At 58.0% G+C, this 22,683-nt stretch carries 18 protein-coding genes and 1 pseudogene; 7 read left to right on the forward strand and 12 right to left on the reverse strand.

Annotated elements, in window-relative coordinates; translation table 11 throughout:
- The 8 genes from trbL to ACUTJJ_RS06100 are packed head-to-tail and all read right to left on the reverse strand — an operon-like array spanning position 1 to position 6,966.
- Entirely contained in the window at positions 1 to 1,191 is a 1,191-nt protein-coding gene (gene trbL, locus ACUTJJ_RS06065; protein WP_445541629.1) for a P-type conjugative transfer protein TrbL, read from the reverse strand.
- Entirely contained in the window at positions 1,185 to 1,418 is a 234-nt protein-coding gene (trbK, locus tag ACUTJJ_RS06070) for an entry exclusion protein TrbK (protein ID WP_445541630.1), read from the reverse strand. The genes trbL and trbK overlap by 7 nt, the downstream gene beginning before the upstream one ends.
- Positions 1,415 to 2,224 (reverse strand): P-type conjugative transfer protein TrbJ, encoded by an 810-nt coding sequence (trbJ, locus tag ACUTJJ_RS06075; protein WP_144578878.1) that lies wholly within the window; start codon positions 2,222 to 2,224, stop codon positions 1,415 to 1,417. The genes trbK and trbJ overlap by 4 nt, the downstream gene beginning before the upstream one ends.
- Positions 2,196 to 4,658: a conjugal transfer protein TrbE gene (locus tag ACUTJJ_RS06080; RefSeq protein ID WP_445541631.1), complete on the reverse strand. Its 2,463-nt coding sequence runs from the start codon at positions 4,656 to 4,658 to the stop codon at positions 2,196 to 2,198. Before ACUTJJ_RS06080 ends, trbJ begins: the two co-directional genes overlap by 29 nt.
- Before the next feature lie 10 nt (positions 4,659 to 4,668).
- Entirely contained in the window at positions 4,669 to 4,968 is a 300-nt protein-coding gene (locus tag ACUTJJ_RS06085) for a conjugal transfer protein TrbD (protein WP_113081752.1), read from the reverse strand.
- Positions 4,961 to 5,371, reverse strand: a complete 411-nt coding sequence (gene trbC, locus ACUTJJ_RS06090; protein WP_111841035.1) for a conjugal transfer pilin TrbC — start codon at positions 5,369 to 5,371, stop codon at positions 4,961 to 4,963. The genes ACUTJJ_RS06085 and trbC overlap by 8 nt, the downstream gene beginning before the upstream one ends.
- A complete protein-coding gene (gene trbB / locus ACUTJJ_RS06095; protein WP_445541632.1) occupies positions 5,361 to 6,356 on the reverse strand; it encodes a P-type conjugative transfer ATPase TrbB in 996 nt (331 codons plus the stop codon). The genes trbC and trbB overlap by 11 nt, the downstream gene beginning before the upstream one ends.
- Positions 6,328 to 6,966, reverse strand: a complete 639-nt coding sequence (locus tag ACUTJJ_RS06100) for an acyl-homoserine-lactone synthase (RefSeq protein WP_445541633.1) — start codon at positions 6,964 to 6,966, stop codon at positions 6,328 to 6,330. Before ACUTJJ_RS06100 ends, trbB begins: the two co-directional genes overlap by 29 nt.
- A 367-nt stretch (positions 6,967 to 7,333) precedes the next feature.
- On the opposite strand from ACUTJJ_RS06100, the gene repA reads away from it, so the two are divergent.
- The 5 genes from repA (at position 7,334) to ACUTJJ_RS06125 (ending at position 13,627) form a co-directional block, all read left to right on the forward strand.
- Positions 7,334 to 8,521, forward strand: a complete 1,188-nt coding sequence (repA, locus tag ACUTJJ_RS06105; protein ID WP_445541634.1) for a plasmid partitioning protein RepA — start codon at positions 7,334 to 7,336, stop codon at positions 8,519 to 8,521.
- A gap of 74 nt (positions 8,522 to 8,595) precedes the next feature.
- Positions 8,596 to 9,582, forward strand: a complete 987-nt coding sequence (gene repB, locus ACUTJJ_RS06110) for a plasmid partitioning protein RepB (protein WP_445541635.1) — start codon at positions 8,596 to 8,598, stop codon at positions 9,580 to 9,582.
- Positions 9,583 to 9,736: 154 nt separating this feature from the next.
- Positions 9,737 to 10,951: a plasmid replication protein RepC gene (repC, locus tag ACUTJJ_RS06115; RefSeq protein ID WP_445541636.1), complete on the forward strand. Its 1,215-nt coding sequence runs from the start codon at positions 9,737 to 9,739 to the stop codon at positions 10,949 to 10,951.
- Positions 10,952 to 11,210: 259 nt separating this feature from the next.
- Positions 11,211 to 12,773 carry an ATP-dependent nuclease gene (locus tag ACUTJJ_RS06120; RefSeq protein WP_445541637.1) on the forward strand — a complete coding sequence of 521 codons (1,563 nt, stop codon included), beginning with the start codon at positions 11,211 to 11,213 and terminating at the stop codon, positions 12,771 to 12,773.
- Positions 12,773 to 13,627, forward strand: a complete 855-nt coding sequence (locus ACUTJJ_RS06125; RefSeq protein WP_445541638.1) for an HNH endonuclease — start codon at positions 12,773 to 12,775, stop codon at positions 13,625 to 13,627. Before ACUTJJ_RS06120 ends, ACUTJJ_RS06125 begins: the two co-directional genes overlap by 1 nt.
- Positions 13,628 to 14,065: 438 nt before the next feature.
- Here ACUTJJ_RS06125 and ACUTJJ_RS06130 read toward each other — a convergent pair whose 3' ends face one another.
- The 4 genes and pseudogenes from ACUTJJ_RS06130 to ACUTJJ_RS06145 form a co-directional block, all read right to left on the reverse strand.
- Positions 14,066 to 14,866: a HipA family kinase gene (locus ACUTJJ_RS06130; RefSeq protein WP_445541639.1), complete on the reverse strand. Its 801-nt coding sequence runs from the start codon at positions 14,864 to 14,866 to the stop codon at positions 14,066 to 14,068.
- Between the two features lie 298 nt (positions 14,867 to 15,164).
- Positions 15,165 to 15,784 (reverse strand): annotated as a pseudogene (locus ACUTJJ_RS06135) (recombinase family protein); the annotation flags it as partial.
- Between the two features lie 72 nt (positions 15,785 to 15,856).
- Positions 15,857 to 17,335, reverse strand: coding sequence for a hypothetical protein (locus ACUTJJ_RS06140; RefSeq protein WP_445541640.1), 1,479 nt, complete (start codon positions 17,333 to 17,335; stop codon positions 15,857 to 15,859).
- 31 nt (positions 17,336 to 17,366) lie between these two features.
- Positions 17,367 to 18,515 carry a site-specific integrase gene (locus ACUTJJ_RS06145; protein ID WP_445541641.1) on the reverse strand — a complete coding sequence of 383 codons (1,149 nt, stop codon included), beginning with the start codon at positions 18,513 to 18,515 and terminating at the stop codon, positions 17,367 to 17,369.
- A 198-nt stretch (positions 18,516 to 18,713) separates the two neighbouring features.
- On the opposite strand from ACUTJJ_RS06145, the gene ACUTJJ_RS06150 reads away from it, so the two are divergent.
- Positions 18,714 to 19,853, forward strand: coding sequence for an RHE_PE00001 family protein (locus ACUTJJ_RS06150; protein WP_445541642.1), 1,140 nt, complete (start codon positions 18,714 to 18,716; stop codon positions 19,851 to 19,853).
- Between the two features lie 735 nt (positions 19,854 to 20,588).
- Positions 20,589 to 22,667: a hypothetical protein gene (locus ACUTJJ_RS06155; RefSeq protein WP_445541643.1), complete on the forward strand. Its 2,079-nt coding sequence runs from the start codon at positions 20,589 to 20,591 to the stop codon at positions 22,665 to 22,667.
- Positions 22,668 to 22,683 lie beyond the last annotated feature (16 nt).

Here is a 22,683-nt window from a genome sequence, read left to right on the forward strand (position 1 = left end):
TCACTTGCTGTCATTGATCGGCGGTGGCGGAGGCGGTGTGCCGGGCCGGCCGGAGGGTTGATCGAGTTTGGCGTTGGCAAGACCGAGCATCGATCCGGCATAGGCGCCAGGCGATCCGATCGCCTTCTCTTTGGCAGCTGAACCGACCGCACCTGCCGCTCCGCCAACCCCCGCCTGCATGCCGCGCAACGCCGCACTGGCCAGAGATGAGCCTCCTGCCCTCGCGGCACTGGCGGCTCCAAACCCTCTGTTTGCCGCGCCGATCGTAAGAAACCCGGCGCCGAGCGCTGCGGATCCCGCCTGCCCGCCATGGCGAATGGCCTCCATGCCGCCGCCGACCGATGCACCCTGGACCACGCCCTGCAGGATGGGAGGTACATACATGGCGATGACAAAGACAACGACCGAGATGCCGGCAATTGCAAGCGTCGTGATGAACTGCTCCGAGGTCGCCGTTGGCGCCTCTGCCAGACCGAGCAGGATATCCGAGCCGATCTTGGCGATCATGACAAGTGCCATCAGCTTCATGCCGACGGAGAAGGCATACACCAGATACTTGATCGCGAAGTTCTTGGTATGGGAGGAGCCGCCAAGCCCAAGCATGATCATGCCTGCTAGCAGGCCAACATACATCTCGACCATGACGGAGACGAAAATCGCTGCCACCAGCGAGAAAGACACCACAACGACGACCATGGCGAAGACGGCGGCGATCGCCAGTGCATTATCCTCCCAGAGGCCGAACTTCGCCTGTTCCGACATCTTGGTCGCGACACGAATGCCGGCGTCGAAGATATTGGCAGGCGAAGCCGAGCCGCCACCGGCGCCGATCTGGTAGAGGCTGTCGACGACGGCTTTTGCGAATGCCGGGCCCTGATCGAGAATGAAGGCGAACAGGCCGATAAACATGATCCGCTTGACGAGCTCAGCGAACCAGCTGTCGAGCGAAGCGGCATTGATCCCTAGCCAGACTGCAGCGATACCGACCTCGATACCAGCCAGGATCCAGAAGAGTGACCGCGCCGCGTTCATCACGGTCGTCTCCCAGCCCTTGGCGGCGGTGACGACAGAATTTTCGAGTGTGGTGAGAACCTGGCCCTGCTGTGCCAGCGCGGGCGTGGTCGCCAGCAGGACGACTGCAGTCGCGATAAACGCCCGTTCGAGTGTGCGGGAAGAAGGAGCAGCTACCATCGCGGTTTCATCTCCTGACGGCCGCGGATGTCACGGTCGGAATTTCCGCCGAAGAACTGTTCGCGATGTCGGCGCTGTTCTTCATCGGAGGACGAGTTGATTGCGGCTGTGCCCGATCCGGAGATTGGCGTGGCCTGCGGCTGGACGATGATCCAGGTGATGGCGCTCGCACCGGCCGCGGAACCGATCGCGACGAGGGCAATAAAGAGGAACAGACGCGGGCTCACCAGCGCGGCTCCATGGTCTGGCCGCCCCTGATGTCACGCTCGGTTCCGCTGAAGAACTGTTCACGCCGTGCTTGCGCCAGATCCTTCTGCGCCTGCTCGGACTGGTACCAGGTCCCCATCATTGTCATCTGCTGGGAGACCAGACCACGCAGTTTCTGCATCTGGGCGACCTGCTGCGCTGCGATCTCATGGCCGACCTGCAGCGCCTTCATCTGGCCATCGGCCGATTCCGACACGGTCCTGAGCTGCGACATGGTGCTTTCCTCACTGGAGAACTGTTCGGCCGTCAGATTGGCGGCCTTCAACGTGCCGGCAATCGTGTCGCGATTGGTGTCGGACCAGTTCTGATAGGTCGTGGAGAAGCTCGCGCCGTCAGGCAGGTTGCTCTTCATGTCGGCGAAGCTCTGGAAGCGCTGCTTGAGCACATCGTCGACATTGCTCATGGAGAAAGCGACGCCCTGTCCCTGGTTGACGACGTTCTGGAGGTTCTTCAGATCCCGTTCGACCTGGCCCCATATGTGGTTTGGAAGCTGCGCGGTGTTCTGCAGCATGTTCCTGTAGATGTTGAGCTGGTTCTGGATCTGTTCAGCCAGTTGCGAGATCTGGGTGATCTGGTTGTTCACCTGCTCAGCCGACTTGCCGACGAGCGAGATCAATTCGGCATTGTTGGCAAGCTGGGTCCATTCGGTCGCCTGTCCTGTGACACCGCCGGCTTGCGCCGGAAGCGGGAGAGCGGACGAGAGCATGAGGACCGCACCAAGCGCGGTGTGCAATGTCCTATTGGGTTGGGAAGAGCGTGTCGGCATGGGCGATCCCCCTTTGCTGGAGCCAATGGAGAGGCCAGCTGGCCCCATGTTCGAGATGAAGGGCGCGGATGCGCTTCAGGTCTTCCTTTCCGGACGCTCCGACAAAGGCGAGCGCGACGGGGCCGAGCGCCATGTCGAACAGGCGGCGGCCCTCTGGCGACACGACGTAATAGTCTCGCTTGGGGATCGCGGTCGCGACGATCTCGATCTGCCGCTCGTTGAAGCCGATGCGCTCGTAGAATTCGCGCGTGCCCGGCTCCCGTGCAGCACCGTTCGGCAGGAAGATCTTGGTCGGGCAGGATTCCTTCAGCACGTCGATAATCCCGGACCGCTCGGCATCAGAGATTGACTGCGTGGCGAGCACCACGGCACAGTTGGCCTTGCGCAGCACCTTCAGCCATTCCCGGATCTTGTCCCGGAACACCGGGTGGCCGAGCATCAGCCAGGCCTCGTCGAGGATGATGAGGCTGGGCGCACCGCTGAGGCGTTTTTCGATGCGTCGGAAGAGATAGGTCAGAACAGGCACAAGATTGCGCTCGCCCATGTTCATCAGTTCCTCGATCTCGAAGCACTGGAAGGCACCGAGCGCCAGACCGTCTTCTTCGGCATCGAGAAGCTGTCCCATCGGGCCGTCGACGGTGTAGTGATGCAGGGCGTCCTTGATTTCGCGCATCTGGACGCCGGAGACGAAGTCGGAGAGCGAGCGACCGCGCGACTCGGCCATCAGTCCGACCTGTCGGGAGATAGCGTTGCGGTAGTCCGGTGTGATTGTCACGCCCTGCAGGGCGACCAGCATCTCGATCCACCCTGATGCCCAGGCGCGGTCGGCATCTGACGAGAGATCGGCCAGAGGGCAGAAGGACAGTGCTCTTCCCTCCCCCTCCTCCGGTGCATCGCCGCCGATCAGATAATGATCGCCGTCGATACCGAGTGTCAGCGGCAGCATCGAGCCCCCTTTGTCGAAGGCGAAGATCTGCGCCTCGGCGTAGCGGCGGAACTGAGCCGCGAGCAATGAGAGCAGCGTTGATTTACCCGACCCCGTGGGCCCGAAAATCAGCGTGTGGCCGACATCGTCGACATGCAGGTTCAGACGGAAGGGTGTCGATCCGCTTGCGACCTGCATCAGCGGAGGCGAGGCTGGCGGATAATACGGGCAAGGAGCTATCGCGCTTCCCGACCAGACCGAATTGAGCGGGATGAGGTCGGCGAGATTGCGCGTGTTGATCAGCGGCTCGCGGATATTGGCGTAGGAGACACCCGGCAAGCTGCCGAGAAACGCGTCGGTCGCGTTGATTGTCTCGATGCGAGCACCAAAACCTTCGGCCTGGATCAAGCGCCGGACTGCCTCACACTTCTCCTGCAGGCTCCGTTGGTCCTCGTCGAAGAGAACGATCACGGGCGTATAGTAGCCATAGGCCACCAGTTGCGATGAGGCCTCAGCGATTGCGTCCTCGGTTTCCGCCACCATCAGCATGGCATCCTGGTCGAGCGATCGGGATTGGGTTTGGAAGAGCTGATCGAAGAATGGCCGCACCTTTTGTTGCCATTTCTTGCGCGTGCGCTCGAGCCTCGCGCGGGCGTCCTCGGCGTCGAGGAATACGAACCGGGACGACCAGCGATAGGTCAGCGGCATTAGGTCAAGGCTGTTGAGGATTCCGGGCCAGCTTTCCGCCGGTAGGCCATCGATTGCCACCACGCCGAGAAACCGGTTCTCAACGAGTGGCGTCAAACCGTGCTGCAGTTCGGCCGTCACCAGCCAGTCGAGATACATGGGGATCTCTGGCAGACGCACCGGATGGTTCTCCCCGGTGATGCAGAAACGGATGAACTGGAAGAGCTCGTCGTAGCGGGCGACACGATAGCCGCCACGCTCCGGCGTTTCGTGTGTCATCATCCGCTGGATCGCCACGACATTGCCGAGATACTGTTCGACCTCACGGATGGAGGTGAGGAAGGTTTCAAGCGCCCTGTCGGCATACGTGGCGGATCGGCTGCCAGCATCGGAATAGACATACCGCGTCAGCCCGGACCTCCTCGGCTCCGGTGGGCGCCAGGTCAGGATGAGGGCGTGACGGCTTTCGTAATGTCCCCTCTCCTTCTGGAAGTGCCCCCGTCGCTCCGCATCGATGGCTCGGGTGACGGGATCGAGGAAATGGCTGGCTTCCTCGATTGGATAATCGCCGGTCGGCACTCTGACAGCCTCAACCTGGATCATCCAACCTGACCCGAGGCGCGACAGGATGGCATTGATCTGTCGCGACACCTCGTTTCGCTCAACGTCGGTCGAGCTTTCGCTGTCAGGCCCGGCAAAATACCAGCCGGCCATCAGCGATCCGTCCTTCAGAAGAATGACGCCGTTATCGACCAACCCGGCATAGGGAACGAGATCGGCAAAGGACGGTCCGGAATGGCGGAAGGATTTGAGGGCAACCATGTCGTACCCCTCAATACCGGCGCCACGGCGACGACGTCGCGCGGTAGAAGGTCTTGTAGGAGATATGTCTGATGTAGACCCTCCGCATCAGCGGGTCGGCCTTGGCCATCATGCGGAGGGCTGCGACCGCGAGCAGCCAGACCGCAACGCCGAACAGCGCCGCATACCAGGTCAGAACCACGAAGATCAGGATGACGGCGGCGAGCGCCGTCACCAGGACCAGCTCGCGATCGGCGCCCATCAACAGGTTGGGGCGCGACAGTGCCCGATGCACCCGCGATCGGATAAGGTTGGAACCGGCTTCAGCCACGAGCCCCCTCCCCTGCTGCTGGCGGCGTCGTCACAGGCGCAGAGACGATGGGAGCAGCCCCGGCCTCGGCGTGGTGCCCGCCGATCGACGCCCCGGTTGCACCGAAGAGAGCGACGATCTGGGTGGCGCCGAGAAGAACGCCGCCGACCAGGGCGACATAGCAAAGGCGACGAGCAAAATCGTTGAGTTCGCCGCCGAAGATCAGCATGGCTCCGGCGATCGCGACCGCGGCAAGCGCTATGAATCCTGCCACAGGACCGGTAATCGACTGCTGGATCTGCTGCAGAGGTGATTCCCACGGAAGGCCGCCTCCACCCGAGGACGCCAATGCAGGTTCCGAAAGGCTGAAGGAGACCGCAGCAAACATAAGCGCTGCGACAATGGGATAAGTCTTACGCGACATGGCTATCCTCGTCGATCTGGGCATAGTGTTCGGTCTGGTAGTGATTGTTGCGGTATCCCTCGATGTGGATCACCTCTCGGACCCGCCTCCCCTTGCCCGTCCGCTCGATGGAGACGACGAGATCGACCGCCTCGCCGATCACCTCCTGCATTGGTTGCTGGCTGGCCTCGGCGGTCAGTTGTTCCAGCCGGCGCAGCGCCGACATTGCGGTGTTGGAGTGGATCGTGGTGACGCCGCCGGGATGACCGATATTCCAGGCTTTCAGGAGGGTGAGTGCTGCGCCGTCGCGGACCTCACCGACGATGATGCGGTCGGGCCGCAGTCTCATGGTGCTCTTAAGCAATCGTGCCATGTCGACCGTATCGCTGGTATGCAAGGAAACTGCGTTTTCCGCCGCACACTGGATCTCGGCGGTATCCTCAAGGATCACCATGCGATCGTCTGGCGCCGCCGAGACGATTTCGGCGATAATTGCGTTGGCGAGCGTCGTCTTGCCGGAGCCAGTGCCCCCGGAAATGACGATGTTCATGCGGGCGTCGATTGCACTGCGGATGGCTGACGCCTGGGCTTCTGTCATCACCTTCGAGGTTACGTAGTCGTTGAGTGGGATAAGACGCGAGGCGCGACGACGGATCGTGAAGGCAGGGCTGGAGACGACGGGCGGAAGCAGCCCTTCGAAGCGATGGCCACCGATCGGCAGTTCGCCGGAAATGATCGGGCGTTCGTCGTCCGCTTCCGACTGCAGGGCATGGGCGACACTGCCGATAACGACTTCCGCGGCGGCAGAACTCATGGCGCCGGCCGGAGCCAAGCCATGACCGAGACGTTCGATGAACAACCGGCCGTCCGGATTGAGCATGATCTCGACGACTGAGGCATCGTCGAGCGCGACGCACAGCTTGTCGCCAAGCGCGTCCTGCAGTTTGCGGACAAGCCTTGGATGGGAACGAGCTGGTTCACGCTGCGCTCCTCTCGGAATAGGCATCAGCACAAGTCACAGCGGACCGATAGTGCGGTGGGCGAACCCGTTCGAAGCTCTTCTCGTCCGCTGGGAGTGTGCCGGCAATTGCGTTGGTGTTGCCAATTGCCACGGGTTCACCCAGTCGCGTCATCGGCCATCCCGCCCGGTTCAGGATGCGCTCAAAGCGCAGGTCGGTGGCGGTAACGATCTTGTCGTAGCCGTTCGCCATCGACCATTCGATGATTCCGGCGAACAGGGTCAGTGTTGCATGGTGGAGCTGGTTCCCTCCCCTGCCGGCGGGCAAGGTCGTATCGACGCAGAAGCGGGAGCTCTCGATCATCGCACTGGTCGCATGGAGCGAACCATCGGCGAGCAGCTGCGGGAAGGTCCGTTCCAGCATGGTTGGGCCGGCCGCGGGAAGGAGGCGCGCGCAGCCGACGACGTTATTTCCGCCGAAGGTGGCGAGGATGTAGGTCGGGTTCAGATCGTCGTACTGATCCCTCTCGCCACCATCCGTGATGGTGACGTCCCATTCGAGCCGCCCGGCAAAGACGTTGGCGCGCCGCTGATGCATCTGCTTGAGAAGATTTTGATGCTCGACATATCGGTCGGGCGAGATTGCAAGAACCTGCATTCTTATCTCCGCTTGAACTTCGTCAGGCGGGATGAAGATCACCTCAATCCACGGTTGGCTATCTGCAGATCTGCAGAGGGTGATTCTGGTGAGTCGGGTCGCTGAGCGGGTAGATCGAGCCAGCTTGGGTGTGCAAAACCCGGCCGTATTTTCTGCAGATCTGCAGTTTCCCCCGTGTTTACCTCTTGGGTCATTTCTGGCTAACTCTAAGTAACACTTCGCGGATTCGGCAGAGGTGGGCCTGTCGGGGCGAACTTGTTAACCCATTGTTAACCTTATTTTCCTTGCCACGGTTCGGGAATCGGGCAATTGTCACGATAATTGGATCAAATCCTGAAAATTATCGTGACTAAAGGCGAATAGCTTAATGAACGTGAAAATGGCCGCTCTGGAGAAAGTGACGAGTTTCGCGGATACCATCCTCGCACAGGGCGGGGATATATCCTCGAAGCTCGACATGCTGAGGCAGGAGAAATTCCCGCCGAACGCGCAAAAGACTCTTCGCCAATTTTCGCTGGCGGAAGTCGCCGATTTTGTCGGCGTCTCGCAGAGTTATTTGAAGAAGCTCCACCTCCAGGGGAAAGGCGTGGAGCCGACTACCACTTCGACTGGCCGCCGCTACTATACTGCCGCCCAGGTCAACGAGCTCCGCCAACTTCTTGATCGTGTTCCACATCGCCAGGCTCATGAAAAACTACAGGTCATCGCGGTCGTTAACTTCAAGGGCGGCTCGGGCAAGACCACGACGTCCGCTCACCTTGCACAGTTCCTGGCGCTAAAGGGCTATCGCGTGCTTGCCGTTGATCTCGACCCCCAAGCCTCCCTGACAGCGCTCTATGGCATCCAGCCAGAGCTGGACGAGAAAAAGTCTTTCTACGAGGCACTGCGTTACGACGATCAGCGCAAGTCGATCAAAGACGTCATCCAGCCCACGAACTTTCCAAATCTGGATGTGGTGCCAGCCAACCTCGAACTGCAAGAATACGAGTATGACACTCCGATTGCTATGCAGCGCAAGGATTCGACAGCAGGCAAACTTTTCTACACCCGCATCGGTGATGCTTTGGCCGAGGTCGATGACCAATATGACGTCGTCGTGGTCGACTGCCCTCCCCAGCTCGGCTATCTAACGCTGACAGCACTGACGGCAGCAACATCGGTCCTCATTACTGTGCATCCCCAGATGCTCGACATCATGTCGATGTCCCAGTTCCTGTTGATGCTTGGCGAGATCCTCAAGAGTGTCGAGAGCGTAGGCGTCGACGTGTCGCTCGACTGGTTCCGCTATCTTGTGACTCGCTACGAGCCCACCGATATCCCGCAACAGCAGATGGTCGGCTTTATGCAGTCGATGTTTGCGCAGCAGATGATGAAAAACCATATGGTCAAGTCGACTGCTGTATCGGACGCAGGCTTGACGAAGCAGAGCCTGTATGAGGTCGAGCGCGCGCAGTTTACAGCGTCTACATACGACCGTGCGCGGGAATCGATGGATGCCGTGAACAACGAAGTCATCGAACTCCTGCAGAAGGCATGGGGGAGACGCCATGCTTAGTAGATTGTCAGCGGTACAAATTATGATTTTCCAAAGTGAAAACAGCGGTTTGATCAAAACTGAGGCGTCATCCAATGGCACGTAAAGATGTTTTCGCAAACATAACGTCGCCGGCAAATTCTGGCACCGAACGGCGCGCAACGCCTGGCTACGCGACGCATGGGGCGTCACGATCGATGATTAGCTCGTTGAGCGAACTGCGCGAGAAAGTCGCGCAGGCCGAACAGCAGATTACCGGCGAGACGATCATCGATCTCAATCCTGAACTCTTGGATTCTTCCTTCGTCTCCGATCGAATTGGAGCAGACGACCTTGCCTATGGCGAGCTTGTCGAGGGTATCCGGGAGCGCGGGCAGGACACACCGATAATGGTGCGCCCTCACCCGACTGCCGATGGCCGCTATCAGATCGTCTTTGGACATCGCCGAGCGCGCGCCGCAAAGGAACTCGGTCGCCCAGTCCGCGCTGTCGTAAAACAGTTGTCCGACGCGGATCATATCATTGCTCAGGGGCAGGAAAACTCAGCCCGTGAAAACCTCTCCTTTATCGAGCGCGCAATGTTTGCGCAGAGGCTACTGGAACTTTCACACGAAAAACCCGTAATTCAGGTAGCGCTTTCCGTTGATGCGCCGATGTTGACGCGAATGCTGTCGGTAGCGAGTCGCGTTCCAGCGGACATCGCAAATGCGATTGGTGCAGCAAAGTCTGTCGGCCGCAATCGCTGGACCGAATTCGCTCAATTGATCGAGAAGCCGTCGACGCTCGAACTTGCACGAACGTTCATTGGTGATGAGGCATTTTCGTCGCTGGAATCCGATGCCCGGTTCGAGAGACTTTTGGCCGAGATCAAAAATGCCACGAAACCCGCAAAACGTCCCACCAAGGCTAGCGAATGGCAAGCTGAGGACTCAAGCGTGCGTGCGGAATTCAAAGGAAGCGGGAAGAGCTATTCTATCGCCCTCAAAGCGAACGACGCCGGCAGGTTTGGGCGGTTCATTGCCGATAACCTAGACCGCTTGCATCAAGAGTTCCTGACATCAACCAGAGCAGAGGAAAAGTAGCGGCAAAAGAAAAAGGCCCCCAAACGTCGCCGTCGTGGAAGCCTTCCTCATGTCTAAGCAGCCTGAGAATCGCATTTCCATGAATCGCAGTCAAGAGTCTTTGGCGCCAGTTTGGTGAGCGGATTTCCTTTGCCTTTCGAAAGGTGAGAGGAAAATGCAGACAGGAAATGTGACGACGCCGTTCGGGCGGCGGCCGATGACGCTTGCCTTGGTGAAAGGTCAACTGGCAACGGCGAAGATCAAGGCGGGAAAATCCGTCGACAAGTGGAAGGTTTATCGGAGCGCTTGCGAGGCGAGAGCGCTGCTCGGTCTCCGAGATCGTGCGCTTGCTGTCTTAAACGCCTTGCTGACGTTTTACCCCGAACAGGAGCTGCGCGAGGAAAGCAATCTCATTGTCTTCCCTTCAAATGCGCAGCTGGCTATCCGTGCCAATGGTATTGCAGGCACCACCCTGCGTGAAAACTTGGCCCTTCTCGTCGAGGCTGGACTTATCCAGCGCAACGACAGTCCGAACGGCAAGCGTTACGCTCGCAAAGGCAACGATGGTGGAATAGAAACTGCATACGGGTTCAGCCTTGCGCCGCTTCTTGCCCGCGCGGAAGAACTTGCGGTGATGGCTCACCAGGTTGCCGAGGAGAGCCGGCGGCTACGCATCATCAAAGAGCGCATCACGATCACGCGTCGTGACATCCGCAAACTCATCTCAGCAGCAATGGAAGAAGGTGCGGCGGGGAATTGGCAGTCGGTCGAAGACGCCTTGGTGTCTGCCATTGCGCGCCTCAAGACCGCAAAGACAGCCGCATCTCTGGAGGCTTGCCTCGACGAACTGACGCTGCTGAGTAAAGAAGCGGTTAACATGCTGGAGCTTCAGCTCATTCCTCAAAAATCCGGCGCCAATGATAGCGAAAACCGGCAGCACATACAGAATTCAAAAACCGAATCCCTAATTGAATTTGAACCTAGCTCCGAAAAAGAGCAGGGGGAGGGGGCGGTGCAAAAGCCGAGAGGGCCTGCCGAGCCGACAAAGGCTTTCCCGTTGGGTATGGTTCTTCGGGCTTGTCCGCAGATTTCTGACTATGCGATTGGGGGGACGATCTCGCATTGGCGTGAGCTGATGGCCGCGGCTGTGGTCGTCCGCACCATGCTTGGGGTAAGTCCGTCAGCTTATCAGGACGCGTGTGACATCATGGGACCTGAGAACGCGGCGGTGGCCATGGCTTGTGTCCTTGAACGAGCTGGGCACATCACGTCGCCGGGCGGATATCTGCGAGACTTGACGAAGCGAAGTGAGAAAGGCGAGTTTTCGCTCGGCCCGATGCTGATGGCCCTGCTCAGAGGACAGGAGACGAAGGCGAGGCGTTCGGCGTAGGAGACGGCCGCGCCATGAATAGCGTTGCCAGCTCCCGGATCATTACCCCTAGGTGGATTAATTGTCAGCGGTACAAACATCTATTTTGCGAAGAAAATACAATGGGATAATGCGATTTTCCTTATCCGCGATCGGCCCTCATTTCGGGCTCTGAATGGTCGACGCAATTTTCTTGGCTATAGTTTCCAGTTTACGATGATGTGGTAATCATAACAAACTCTTGGCCGCGGACATTCGCGATGCCTCCGGAGGGATACGTTTGGAATTCAAGGTTTTGGCCACCTCGCAGTCCGTCCCCGATGAAGGGAACGATATCGCCTATCTTTGGACCGACAACTGGAACGACTGGTGGGAGTTCAAGACCCTTTACTCATTGACCTATTTCGACGCTGAAGGCACCGAGCATCCGATCGGAGGCATTAAGATAGGCCAATTCAACATGGCAAGCGATCAAGTACGTCCTGCCTTGCCTGATACTTTCACGCAGCTTGGGCCTGAGTTCTTTTCGCTCGGTCAGGACGTATCTTACTACGAGACGATCCTGGCGTTGGGAGAAAAGGTCTCGGATGGCATCTTGGCGGCGCTCAATGATGTCGTCCGGGACGAAGATCTTTTTGCGCGCGCTTCGGCTGAAAGGGTCACAGGGCGATCATTGATGCGCTCGGTGGCACGACGGACAGTTTCCCAACAATTTCGGCGTATCCTGTCCGGGGGAGTTAGCCTAACGAAATACCGGTTTCACTATCGATCCCCTGCCCAACTCGACCCCAGTTTCGCACCCGTCGAGCTGGATTTCGAAGTCAGCCCTCTGTCAAAGCCGCCAACGAACGTCCAGGTGATCGTCGGCAGAAACGGTGTAGGAAAATCATTCTACCTCAACGCCATGTCCCGTGCGCTCGTCCGACCAAACGGAGATGTCGCAACTGACGGAGAGTTTTCAGATCCGGATGATGTGATCGGACTTGATTTCGAGAGTCCTTTTGCCGGTGTGCTCTCAGTGACCTTCAGCGCGTTCGATGACTTCGCAATGATCGATGAAAGCCGGAATAGCCTTAAGGGTGTGCAATATACAAATGTCGGGCTCCGCAAGCGGGTCAAAGATGCGAATGGCGAATGGGTCACCATCACCCAGCAGCCGCGGGAGTTAGCGAAGGAATTCATTGCAAGCGCCAAAGTCTGCGCAGTCGGTCAACGTCGGGTCCGCTGGCGGACCGCGTTACGTACTTTGGAGAGTGATCCGATCTTTGAGGAGGCGGAGATCGCTAACCTTCTTGACCAGAACGACGATGATTTCGGCCGGGAAGCTGGACGGCGATTTCGCCGGTTGAGTTCTGGCCACAAGATTGTGCTGCTTACGATAACAAAGCTCGTCGAGAAGGTTGAGGAACGCACGTTAGTTTTGATGGATGAGCCCGAAGCGCACCTCCATCCACCACTCTTATCAGCCTTGATCAGAGCGATCTCGGATTTGCTCGTGAACCGAAATGGCGTCGCGATAATAGCGACCCATTCGCCTGTTGTTCTTCAAGAGGTACCAAAAGAATGTGTCTGGAAGCTGCGGCGCCACGGTGGAGCTGCGGTCGCTGAGCGTCCATTGCAAGAGACATTTGCCGAGCATGTAGGTGTGCTTACCCACGAGGTATTTGGCCTGGAAGTGACGCGGTCGGGGTTCCAGCGCCTGCTCCAAGAAGCAATCGGTCCCAACGATGACTTCGACGATGTGCTCGGCAAATTTGACGATAAGATTGGAACAGAGGGCCGTGCGTTGATTGCAAGCTTGATCGCAGAGCGAGATCAAGCGGGCGCTGAGGATGTGAATTGATGTGGTCGGTAGAGAAACCCAATTTCGACCCCGGCGACACGTTCGACACCTGCATTTCTAAAGTTAAGAACAAGGCGCTCAAAGCCCGCTTCGCTGGAATACGACAGACGGTCGTGGACGGCTCCGCAGAGCTAAATGATCGTGCAACGGCGGAAGAGCTACACTTGATCGCACAGGCGGACAACGTTGATGGGCAGGTCAGCAAAGATGAAATGGTCGCTCTTTATGATAGCCGATTTGCTGGAAAAACGGGGCCGGGCCGCTCGATCTACTCGGCGCTCCAGCTCCTCCCGAGGGATGGAAGATGTCCCTATTGCGATCATCGGGATGTTTCTACCTTGGATCACGTGCTGCCTAAGACGCTGTTTCCAGCGCTTGCGGTAACCCCGAATAATCTCGTGGGTAGCTGCAAGGATTGCAACAAGGCGAAGTTAACAGCCGCTCCCACCTCAGCGTCCGATTCAGTTTTGCACCCTTATTACGATGACCTATCGTCAGCGATCTGGCTGCGCGCTCGCGTGGTGGAGCAGCAAGTTTGTGCCGTATTATTTCGGGCCGAGCGTCAGCAGCAATGGTCCGACGCGTTGAACGATCGCCTTTCAGATCAGTTCAAGGCGTTAGGCCTTGGCCGCCTATACACTCAGCAAGCCGCGAGAGAAATGAGTGGGATCAGACGCAATCTCATCAGAGTTCATGAAGCCAGCGCGAACGGTGCTGCCGCGGTCAAGCGTGAGCTGCGGCACCAATGGGAATCAAGAAGCGACGATATGCCAAATTCATGGCAAACGGCACTCTATGACGCGCTGCATAACAGCGACTGGTTTTGCGAAGGCGGTTTTCGCCTTGGTAAATGAGGCTTATTAAGCGGGAGCTCTCTTTAGCCGGGATACTCGGACTGTGGCCGCCAGCGAGCGATGAACAAAAAATCGTCGCCATGCCTTCAGCGATCGTCGGGTCAACATTGGGAGGGTCGGTCAGATCGAAACCGCCATCCACCTCGGCTTTTCACCAGGCAAGCAACAAATTGGCGACACGGTGGCGGCTGTGGGGAGTATCATGGTGAGCGACATTAAGCAGCTTTCGAGGGCGAAGCGGACGCAATATTCCACGAGCACGGCTTTTGCGGCGCGGGATATGGCCCAGACCAGGCGTATCGGCGATCTTGATCAAATGGATTGCATCTCATTGATTCCGGAAGACACGCCATTTCCCCAATTCGCCGGTCTCTCCCTAGTTCGGCGTATTCTCCGCGCCCCACTGTGGTGGTGGCTCTGCACTGCCAAACGCTTAGGTCAACTGCCGTAACCGCGATAGGGTAGGCTCTTTAAGCGGCTCTCCAAAAGCGTTGGCAATATACCGGCACGGCTTACGAGAAAATCCATGAGCCCCTCTTGTTCAATTGGTGAAATGTCAATTTCCGTCGAAAATGCAGCGAAATTTGCTTGCCCCTCCAGCACTATCTGTTTCCACTGGGTAGCCAAATTGATCAACTGGGCTCTAGCCTCCCGGCCACACCACATCAGATTTAGGTCCAATGTCGACTGATTTGGTGAAAACTTTTTAGCCTGAAGGCTCTCGATCGTCCAATGAAGCCCGAACAATGCTTGATCGTGATCGAAGGGGACAAACCTCTCTCCGTCAACAAGAAGATTTCTGTCTTGGCGATCAGTGTTTGCGATCAGAAGGTCAAATACAATTACCTGTTGAAACGTTGGAAGGTTCGCTACCCGTTCCATGTCACTTGGAAGAAGCCGTCGCGGGTCATCTGCAAAACTTGGGAGTGCCAGATACTGGCTGGCATAAAAAAGCCTAGTGGCACCATCATTCTTAGACAGGCTACCATTCTCAAAATTGTGGGCCAATTCGGCCTGCGGGGCGGCGATATAGCTATTCGGTACGCGGACCCCTAAAAGTGCTGCAACCGCTGCACTGAAGAATTCGGCGATCATCCTTTCACGGGGCATGTCTTTCAGCGCGACCGATACGTGCGCGTCACCGTTAATAATATCTGCAAGCCACGTCTGGCAAGAGGTCGGCCGGTGATCTCGATTTTGCAGAGATCTTCGGAGTTCGGAGATCGTCCATATAGTCATTGTGAATAGCCTTCCGCTTGGGATTTGCGCCACCTTTAAACGGCGCATGTAAATTATGAGTGTTAATTAGCTATAGACCTGACTTAAGCATCGTTGCGACTACGGGATGTCGCCACAGGCGTCAGTCGATGGACTGGCCGGTCTGCTTTGCGGCACGAAATGCCCAAGCGGCGCCCCCCAACAAGCCAAAGGGCATGTGGCAAAGCTTGTCGATAACCAGTTACTAGCTCACCGCTAGATAAGGCAAAAACAGGACGTACAAGAAGCCGGGCAATCGGCGAGTTGATGCTACGTGCTCTCAATGACGAATGAGACCGAACCGATGTGCCTCATCAAGCAGGTGGCGAACAGAGGAAGGCTGCCATTTGCGCCCACCTCGCGCCGGCCGCTCTCCCATCTGATCCAATTGCGCGGCAATGTCGCGTAGCGACAAACTAGGATCCGCAATGGCAATTGCCGCCACGATCTTCATCAGACGATCTTCTTGGGCACGGCGGGGCGAGCGGGCCAAAAGCTCGGGCTCGGCCAGCTTCTCGCGGACCATCCGATGCACCGTGCGGCGCAGGCGTTCCACCGTCCAGTCATCGCCGCGACGAGTGAGCACCCGGACGACATTGTCCCAGCTGTGCTGTGGCCGGAGTTGCCGCACTATCGGCAGCCGGGTCTGGCGGACGATGAGCTCGTCGAGATAAAGTTTCTCGCGCGCCTTCGAGACTGCCTTGATCGCTTCTGGACGCCGCTCTCGCAGTCCCGGGTTGCCCGGCAGCTTGCCACGCGCTTTGCCGCCTTGATGCCGGTTTTGGTCCGCTCGGCGATCAGTGCCCGTTCGAGCTGTGCGACGGCTGAGAGAACCTGAAGGGAAAACATGCCTTGTGGCGTGGACGTATCGATCGGATCGCGGATCGATCGGAAATGGACACTAAGCGTCCGGGTAACATTGCAGTAATCTCCAAGGACCCCGTTTGCCGAATGTAGAATGGCTCACGGTGATTACGACTTTGCAGGTGGTAGGCTTGCTAAAAAGCTATCTCGATCGTCCACCCCACCAGATAACGCATAATCGCGGAGTTTCACAACGTAGTAGTCAAGCGCAGAAGCTGTCAGATCTTCCAGTCCGGCTCGTTCCTGATCGAGCTGGCGGTGGACGGCGAGCACAGAGCCATGCGCTACCTCAGACCGAAGGCCGTAAAACTCATCAACAAGTTTTTTCAAAGTGGTTCCATCCCCAAGCAGTACATGACTCTTTGCTATGCCCGTGAGACGGGCGATCAATTCAGTGATCCCATCATTCTGCAGGCCACCACTCAAAACGTCGAGGGCAATAACTAGCATGACAATTGCTACAAAATCAGCGTCTACCATGCATGCTCGCCCAAACCAGTGAGCTGCATTGAACCACCGCTCCGCAAGAACTGGGCATTCATGTTCACCGGTTGTACTTGAAACCGTAGCAATGCAAGAGCCTGCTGCTTCAAATAAATCGACTGTTTCCGCAATGATAGCTTCAGCGAGTCCGGGCGCGCCACTCACTCCCGGCATATTCAGGTGCCAACCATGGGCAAGGTCGTGGCCTGGAATCTGATTTAGGCGCTCGACTGATCGAGGGGCCGCTAAGTCAGCTGCAGTGGAGATAAGGCCCCTACTAGGCCGTACCAAGGCAATACGAACGGTGTCAAGAGCGACCTGTGCCGCGAGCAAGCCACGTCGGCGGGATTCCTCAGGCTCGAACCCGTTAACTTTGGCACAAGCCATCCACTGATCTGGATGCAAGACGCGAGCCATAGCACGACCATTGAAAACATCGCGAGGCTCCGACATCCGCTTTGCACTGACAAATGAGTTATGCAGAGTCTCAGGGGAGAGATTGCCCTTCCGGATAGTGTGCCAGACGCTTTTCAAAGCAGCGACAGAAGATCCTCCCCTAAATTTGGAACCTGACCAGATCGCTTTCGTAGTTTCAATCCACTTTGGAGCTGAACCTCGTAGTAACTCGACTTCCTTGAGCCAGGTCGCGCGCTGAACGAATTTAACAGGACCAATTTGAAAGGGTTCGCAGTTTTGTGCAACAAAGAGCCAAACGGGAATGTAGTGAACTAAGTCTTTGCCGGAGGATCGCGCTCGCTCCATCAACGGGTCTCTCAGGATAGACTTCCATCTTTTTGCTGGATCGGCCTCGCGTGCTAGTTCTTGTAGGTGGGCACCAAAGACTTCGGAAGTGATTTTGCGCATGGCATCGCGACCGACTGAAAGTTTGAAGTCGTGATTGTTTTCCCGCACTCCGTCCGCGAGCTCCGCGAGAGCGCTCATGGCTTTTTCTGTCGTTGGATAGGAGCCTTTGTCACCGGGTACGTGGGCACCAAAGGGGCCGTATCTCCCAACATGGCGGGTTAAAGATTGCTGACTGGCTGGGTCTTGGCAGGCAAGTGTCTCATCGAGAATCGTTGTGATGAGTTCTTTATAATTAACCATGTGAAAGCAACCTGTCGACTTTTGACAATGACTATAGAATTCGAACTGCGCGGCCGCTCCGCCGTGTTGCATTGTTGTAGTAGCTGGAAGCCTGTTGCACGGATCGATGCCGTGATTGCTCCATCGCTTCTGGCAGGGGGATGCCGCGATTGGCGGCTTCCGTCAGATACCCTGACCGCAACCCGTGCGCCGAAAACTCCCCACTGTCCAACCCCGCCATCTCCGCCCGCAGCTTGAGGATTGCATTGATCGACTGCGGATCTATCGCCCGTTTGGAGACGGTACCCCATCGTCCGATCCCCCTGAAGACACAACCCTTGTCGATCTGTGCCGCTGCCAGCCAGGCGTTGAGCGCTTCCACAGGTCGCCCGGCGAGATAGACGACGTCGTCTTGCTCGCCTGATGTCGTCTTGGTCCGGCCAAGATGAATAGCGAGAGAGGGGAGGGGAGGGCCATCGGGCATCTCGATCGGGGCTTCCACGGTTAACTGTTCGACGCGAAGGCCTGCGATCTCGCTGCGTCGGCGGCCGCCCGACGCAAAGGCGACCATCAATATCGCCTTATCTCTTACATCGCGAAGCTTGTCGCTGGTACACGTGGCAAGAAGCTTTGCCAGGATATCACCGGTGACCGCTTTCGCGCTCTTGCGACGACGCTGTCTCGGGACGGCCCGCACGGCGAGGCGAATAGCGGATTTCAGGGCAGGGGAAGCAAAAGCGCCGTCAAGGCCACGCCATTTCGTGAGGGTCGACCAGCTGGCCAGTCGGCGGCGCACCGTGTCGGGTGCATGTGGGCCGGTGGATTTCAGAAAGCCTTGGCCCCGAAGGTTGTCGTCGACCTCATCAGGCATGCCGTGATCCGGATCGGCCGCACGTTTCTCGGGGTCCCACAGGTGATGCGCCACGAATTTCAGCAGCAGCGCTTCGGGCGCTGGCCACGGCAGAGATTTGCCGGTTGCTGCCAGCCCCCATGCTTCGAGATAGGCGAGGTCCGACGTCAGCGCACGCAGCGTGTTGGCCCCCATACCGGTGTTGACCAGATGGCGTAGCGTTTCGATGTCCTGATCGGTGAGTAGCTCGGCAAGCTCGTCGCGACGCTCAAGTGGCAGAACGGACGCGATGGTGTCGAGTTCTTCTGCGCGGCGCTCGACGGCAGTCAGAGATGTCTTCGCTTTGGCCACGAGCGCTCCAAGTCGCAGTTTTCGGCGGCCTCAAGGACCGTAAATTCGCACCGATTCTCTCTGATTTATGGCTTCAAATCAACTACCATCGATAAGAGGTACTTATCGATGGTTATAACACAAACCGACAATCATACCCAGTGAGGAACCCCAATATTCAGATAGAGTTCCTTTAGCAAATCGTTTACCATAAAATCAATGGCTTACGATTTCTCGAAAATCAGTATTTCAAACTTGGTTCGGCCCGCTTTTGACGCCGGCATCGCGCTCACCCGTCTCGATGAGCGCATCTCGCGCTCAACGGTCGGCGCCGGCTTCATTGAGCGGCAAAATTTCGCAGACGCCTGCGCCTCGCTCTGGATCGACGGCGAACTCGTCCATCTCGAAGACCTCGTCCTCCACGACGCTCTTCGCGATACCCGCACCCCAACTCACGAACTCACCATTGCTCGCGACGTGCTGCGAACCCGCCGACGGATCTCTGGCCAGTCGCCCGACTGGACCCTTTCCGCAGACGGTATTCGGATTTTGCGACAAACGTCGGACATCATGGCGGCCGGTGCTGATGGTTTGGAGCCGGCGGGTGTCATTCGGCCTGCGGTCGTCATCGATCCGGAAGGGGAGGGGAATGACGTCGATGAAGCCGAAGGACTCCCCGGCGTCGATTTTGGCGACATCGATGCGGTGCTGGCTCGATCCGAAGCGGCCATTGAAGAGGCGAAGCGTCCCGGCCGTGGCGGCGGCAACAGGTCGGGGGAAAAGGATCCGCTGGTCTATGACCTCGACTGGGACGAGGATGCCAGGCTCGACGAATGGCGCAGCGTGTTGCGCCAGACCGAAAGCCTGCCGGCGGTGCTGCAGGCGATCATTGCCCTCGATGCCTGGAACGAATTGTCCGTGCTACAACATGCGCCGTGGCTCGGCCGGTTGCTGGTCGCTTCTATCCTTCGCCAGGCCGGCATAACGTCGGGCGCGCATTTGGCCACCATTAACCTCGGCCTCAAAACCATTCCCGTCGATCGGCGCCGGCATCGTGATTGGGAAACCCGGCTGCTCGCCATAGCCCACGGTTTTCTGGTTGCCGCCGAGATCGGCATGAAGGAGCATGACCGGCTGACACTGGCGAGAACGATGATGGACCGAAAGCTGGAAGGGCGGCGGACGTCGTCAAAGCTGCCGGAGCTGGTCGAGCTCGTCATGGCAAAGCCGTTGGTGTCGGCCGGGATGGTGGCAAAGACGCTGGAGGTGACCCCGCAGGCGGCGCGGCGGATCGTTTTGGAACTCGGCCTCAGGGAGATGACAGGGAGGGGGAGGTTTCGGGCATGGGGGGTGCTGTAGCGATGTGCGATCCTTCACATCTGGAGCAGAACAGACTACAGCGAAATCGTACGCTAACCGAATTCGTGCATATTTCCTGTAGTTTGCCGCCTGTGGTATTTGTCGCCGGTGCGATCGTCACGATCGCAGCAATTCCCCAGATCGTCAGGAACCACAGAAATCCTAACCAGGTCTCGCAACAGTCAATCTGGAGGAACGTGCTCATCGCCTGCGCAACGCCCTGGGGGTGGCCTGTGTCATCGACCTTCATCTCGTCGCGATGTTGGTCAGCGGCAGAACCAATTTCGCGCTGAACGGCCTGATCGTCATGCAGATGCTGCGCCGCCCCCGCAGAAAGAAGGCACTGGCAGGCGGCGGATAGCAGAGCCCGCGGGAAGGGCGCCGCAAAGACCGCCCTTCACATCTTTACTTGCCGACTTCGGACCATGCCGGCCAATTGCTCCGATCCAGGATCTCCACATGCAACCATTCAACAATCGGGAACGGTATCGGCAAACGGCCGGAGCGATCAGCATTGAGACGCCCATGGGGATAGCCATCACGACTGCATTTCGCCCTGCATCCACACTGGACGGCGAAAGTGTTTCGCATCGCAGGATCGATGAGTGTCTGCGCCACCGGCGCAAAATCGTTCGGCGCATCGCCAGTTTTCGCTCATGCCTATTTGAAGTTGCAAGGCAGCTGTTGCGAGCAGCTCTTTGATGATAGGACCGGCAGCAGATCAATGGAGGAACTATGGTCGGGCAGGGTGGAGTTGGAGGCGCGGGTGCATCGGTGTCATCAGGGGCGGGATATCAGGCGCGGGTCGCCGCCTTCGTGCTTATTTCCTCGATTTGCGAGGCAGACACGATCTTCGGTCCTGCCAAATCCATATCGCATGTCAGTTTCGAGACGCGCACCAGCATCGATGATCTCGTCCTTCATCTGAACGACGGCTCCAAGAGCTATATCCAGGCCAAGGCAACCATCGGATTTTCAGCCGATGGAGAACTGAAGTCCGTCTTTCAGCAATTCGAGGCGCAAGACGCTGCCGCGAGTGGGGAAGAACGATACTTTCTGGTGACAAGCAGCCGTGCCGCCAAACGCGTCACCAACGAACTCAGGCTTGCGCTCGAAGCATTCCGCAGCTCGCCGGAAGTCGACTTCCTTCGCGATCAGCCGCAACCGATCAAGGACGCCATTCAGACGGTTCGCGCGATGTTGAATGAACTTCGCGTGGCGGCTAAACGGGATGTCGACTCCGAGGCGATCGATCGCGTGATCCGCAAAAGTGGTGTCGTCGTGCTCGACATCGAGGCTGAAGAAACGCTCGAACAGTCGAGCATCCTGCTTTTGCAGAGCGCGAACTACGTCTCGCCGCGTGCCGTCTGGGGCAAGGCGGTCGCCGACTGCATCACCTTCGCCAAGGGGCGGCGAACGCTCGCTGTTTGCGAGTTTGCCCGTAACTATCAGATGTTCAGGGTAACTGCGGCAGCCGAAATATCCGAAGCGGTCGCCACCGAGCTGCTGCGTGTCGAGCTCGGCTCGCGGGATTTCCCTTGCGCCAAGGAGGTGGTGCTCGCAATGGCGCTCGATGATACGCTCGCGCCGAAGGGCCAGCCCGTGGTATTCGAAATGCGCCGGTTCGATTCAGAGGGCCGCGAGCTTGCCGACTTTAGCAAGGCGCCGTTCCTGCCGAATGGTGCCGGCCCATTCGATCCGGTTCTTCGCGCCGCCACGGTTGCGGGCCTCACGCGCCTTATCGGCGAGCGACCGGAATTGATAGAGGGCAACGAGGTCGGTGTCGTAGAGCTCGATACCGATGAGGACCTCGAAGCCGGACCCTTTGCCCTGGCCCATCGTCAACGGCTGCACAACGCGTTCCTGCAAAATGACAGGCCGCTTCGGTGCCTTCATTGCGGGCAAGCCATCTGGGAAGCGGTGATCCAGGTTGTCGAAATTGGTGACCTTTCTGATCCCGTGGTGGGCCTGGTCCACAACAAATGCCTCAAGCCACGCGATCGGGTGATTGGCGGCGCAAACATGCCGTCGGCGCAAGCCCATCCGGAACTCGTAAACTTTAATGCCAATGCCTGGTTCGAAGCTTCGAACGGAGGCCAGAGGACATTTATGAACGCTCAAACGATCCGGACCCAACCGGTCGTCAATCTTGCCTGGAATAACCTGGCGATGCGAGGTCCGGCAGGCCAGTGTCTCGTCGAGATAAAAACAACGGACGGCGGGTCCGAAATCGTCACGCTGCGTAACGGCCTGCATCGTTTTACCCGAAACGAGGCCGAGCAAGCAGTAAACGAGTTCAACGCAGCGTTCGAAAGGCAACGCCAGAGCGGTGACCCGATGTGCTACACGGATATCTCCAAGGGGTTTGCACCGCGATCCCTTCTCATTCAACAGTTCGGCGCTCGCGAGAAGCGGCGGGAAGTGGCTGCAGCTTCCGTGCGCCCCTATGACCGGCAGTTGGAGGGTCTCCACACTCGTCCCGGGCAATGGTATGCTCCCCTTCTGTACCTGAGGGATAAGGCGACAGAGCAGCCGGTTGCGGTTGGGGGTGGAGTGCTGATGCTCACCGACCCCATGACTTTGAAGGAGCACCTGGCGAACTGGGAGGAAACCGGCTTTGAGATCGGCGATTATGAGCTGGTCGCTATCCTCTCCGATGCCGAATTCGACAATTTCATGCTTTGGGCTGACGCCGAAGAACTAATCGTCGTCGTTGATGCCCTATTCGACCCTTCCACGCAGGAAATTGCGTCCGGGGTGATCGTCATGGCCATGCACAGGCTTTCTGCGCTGAAAAAGCAGCCTAAATCGTGAGGCGGTCTCTATGGCA

Source organism: Agrobacterium sp. DKPNP3, from assembly GCF_052686535.1.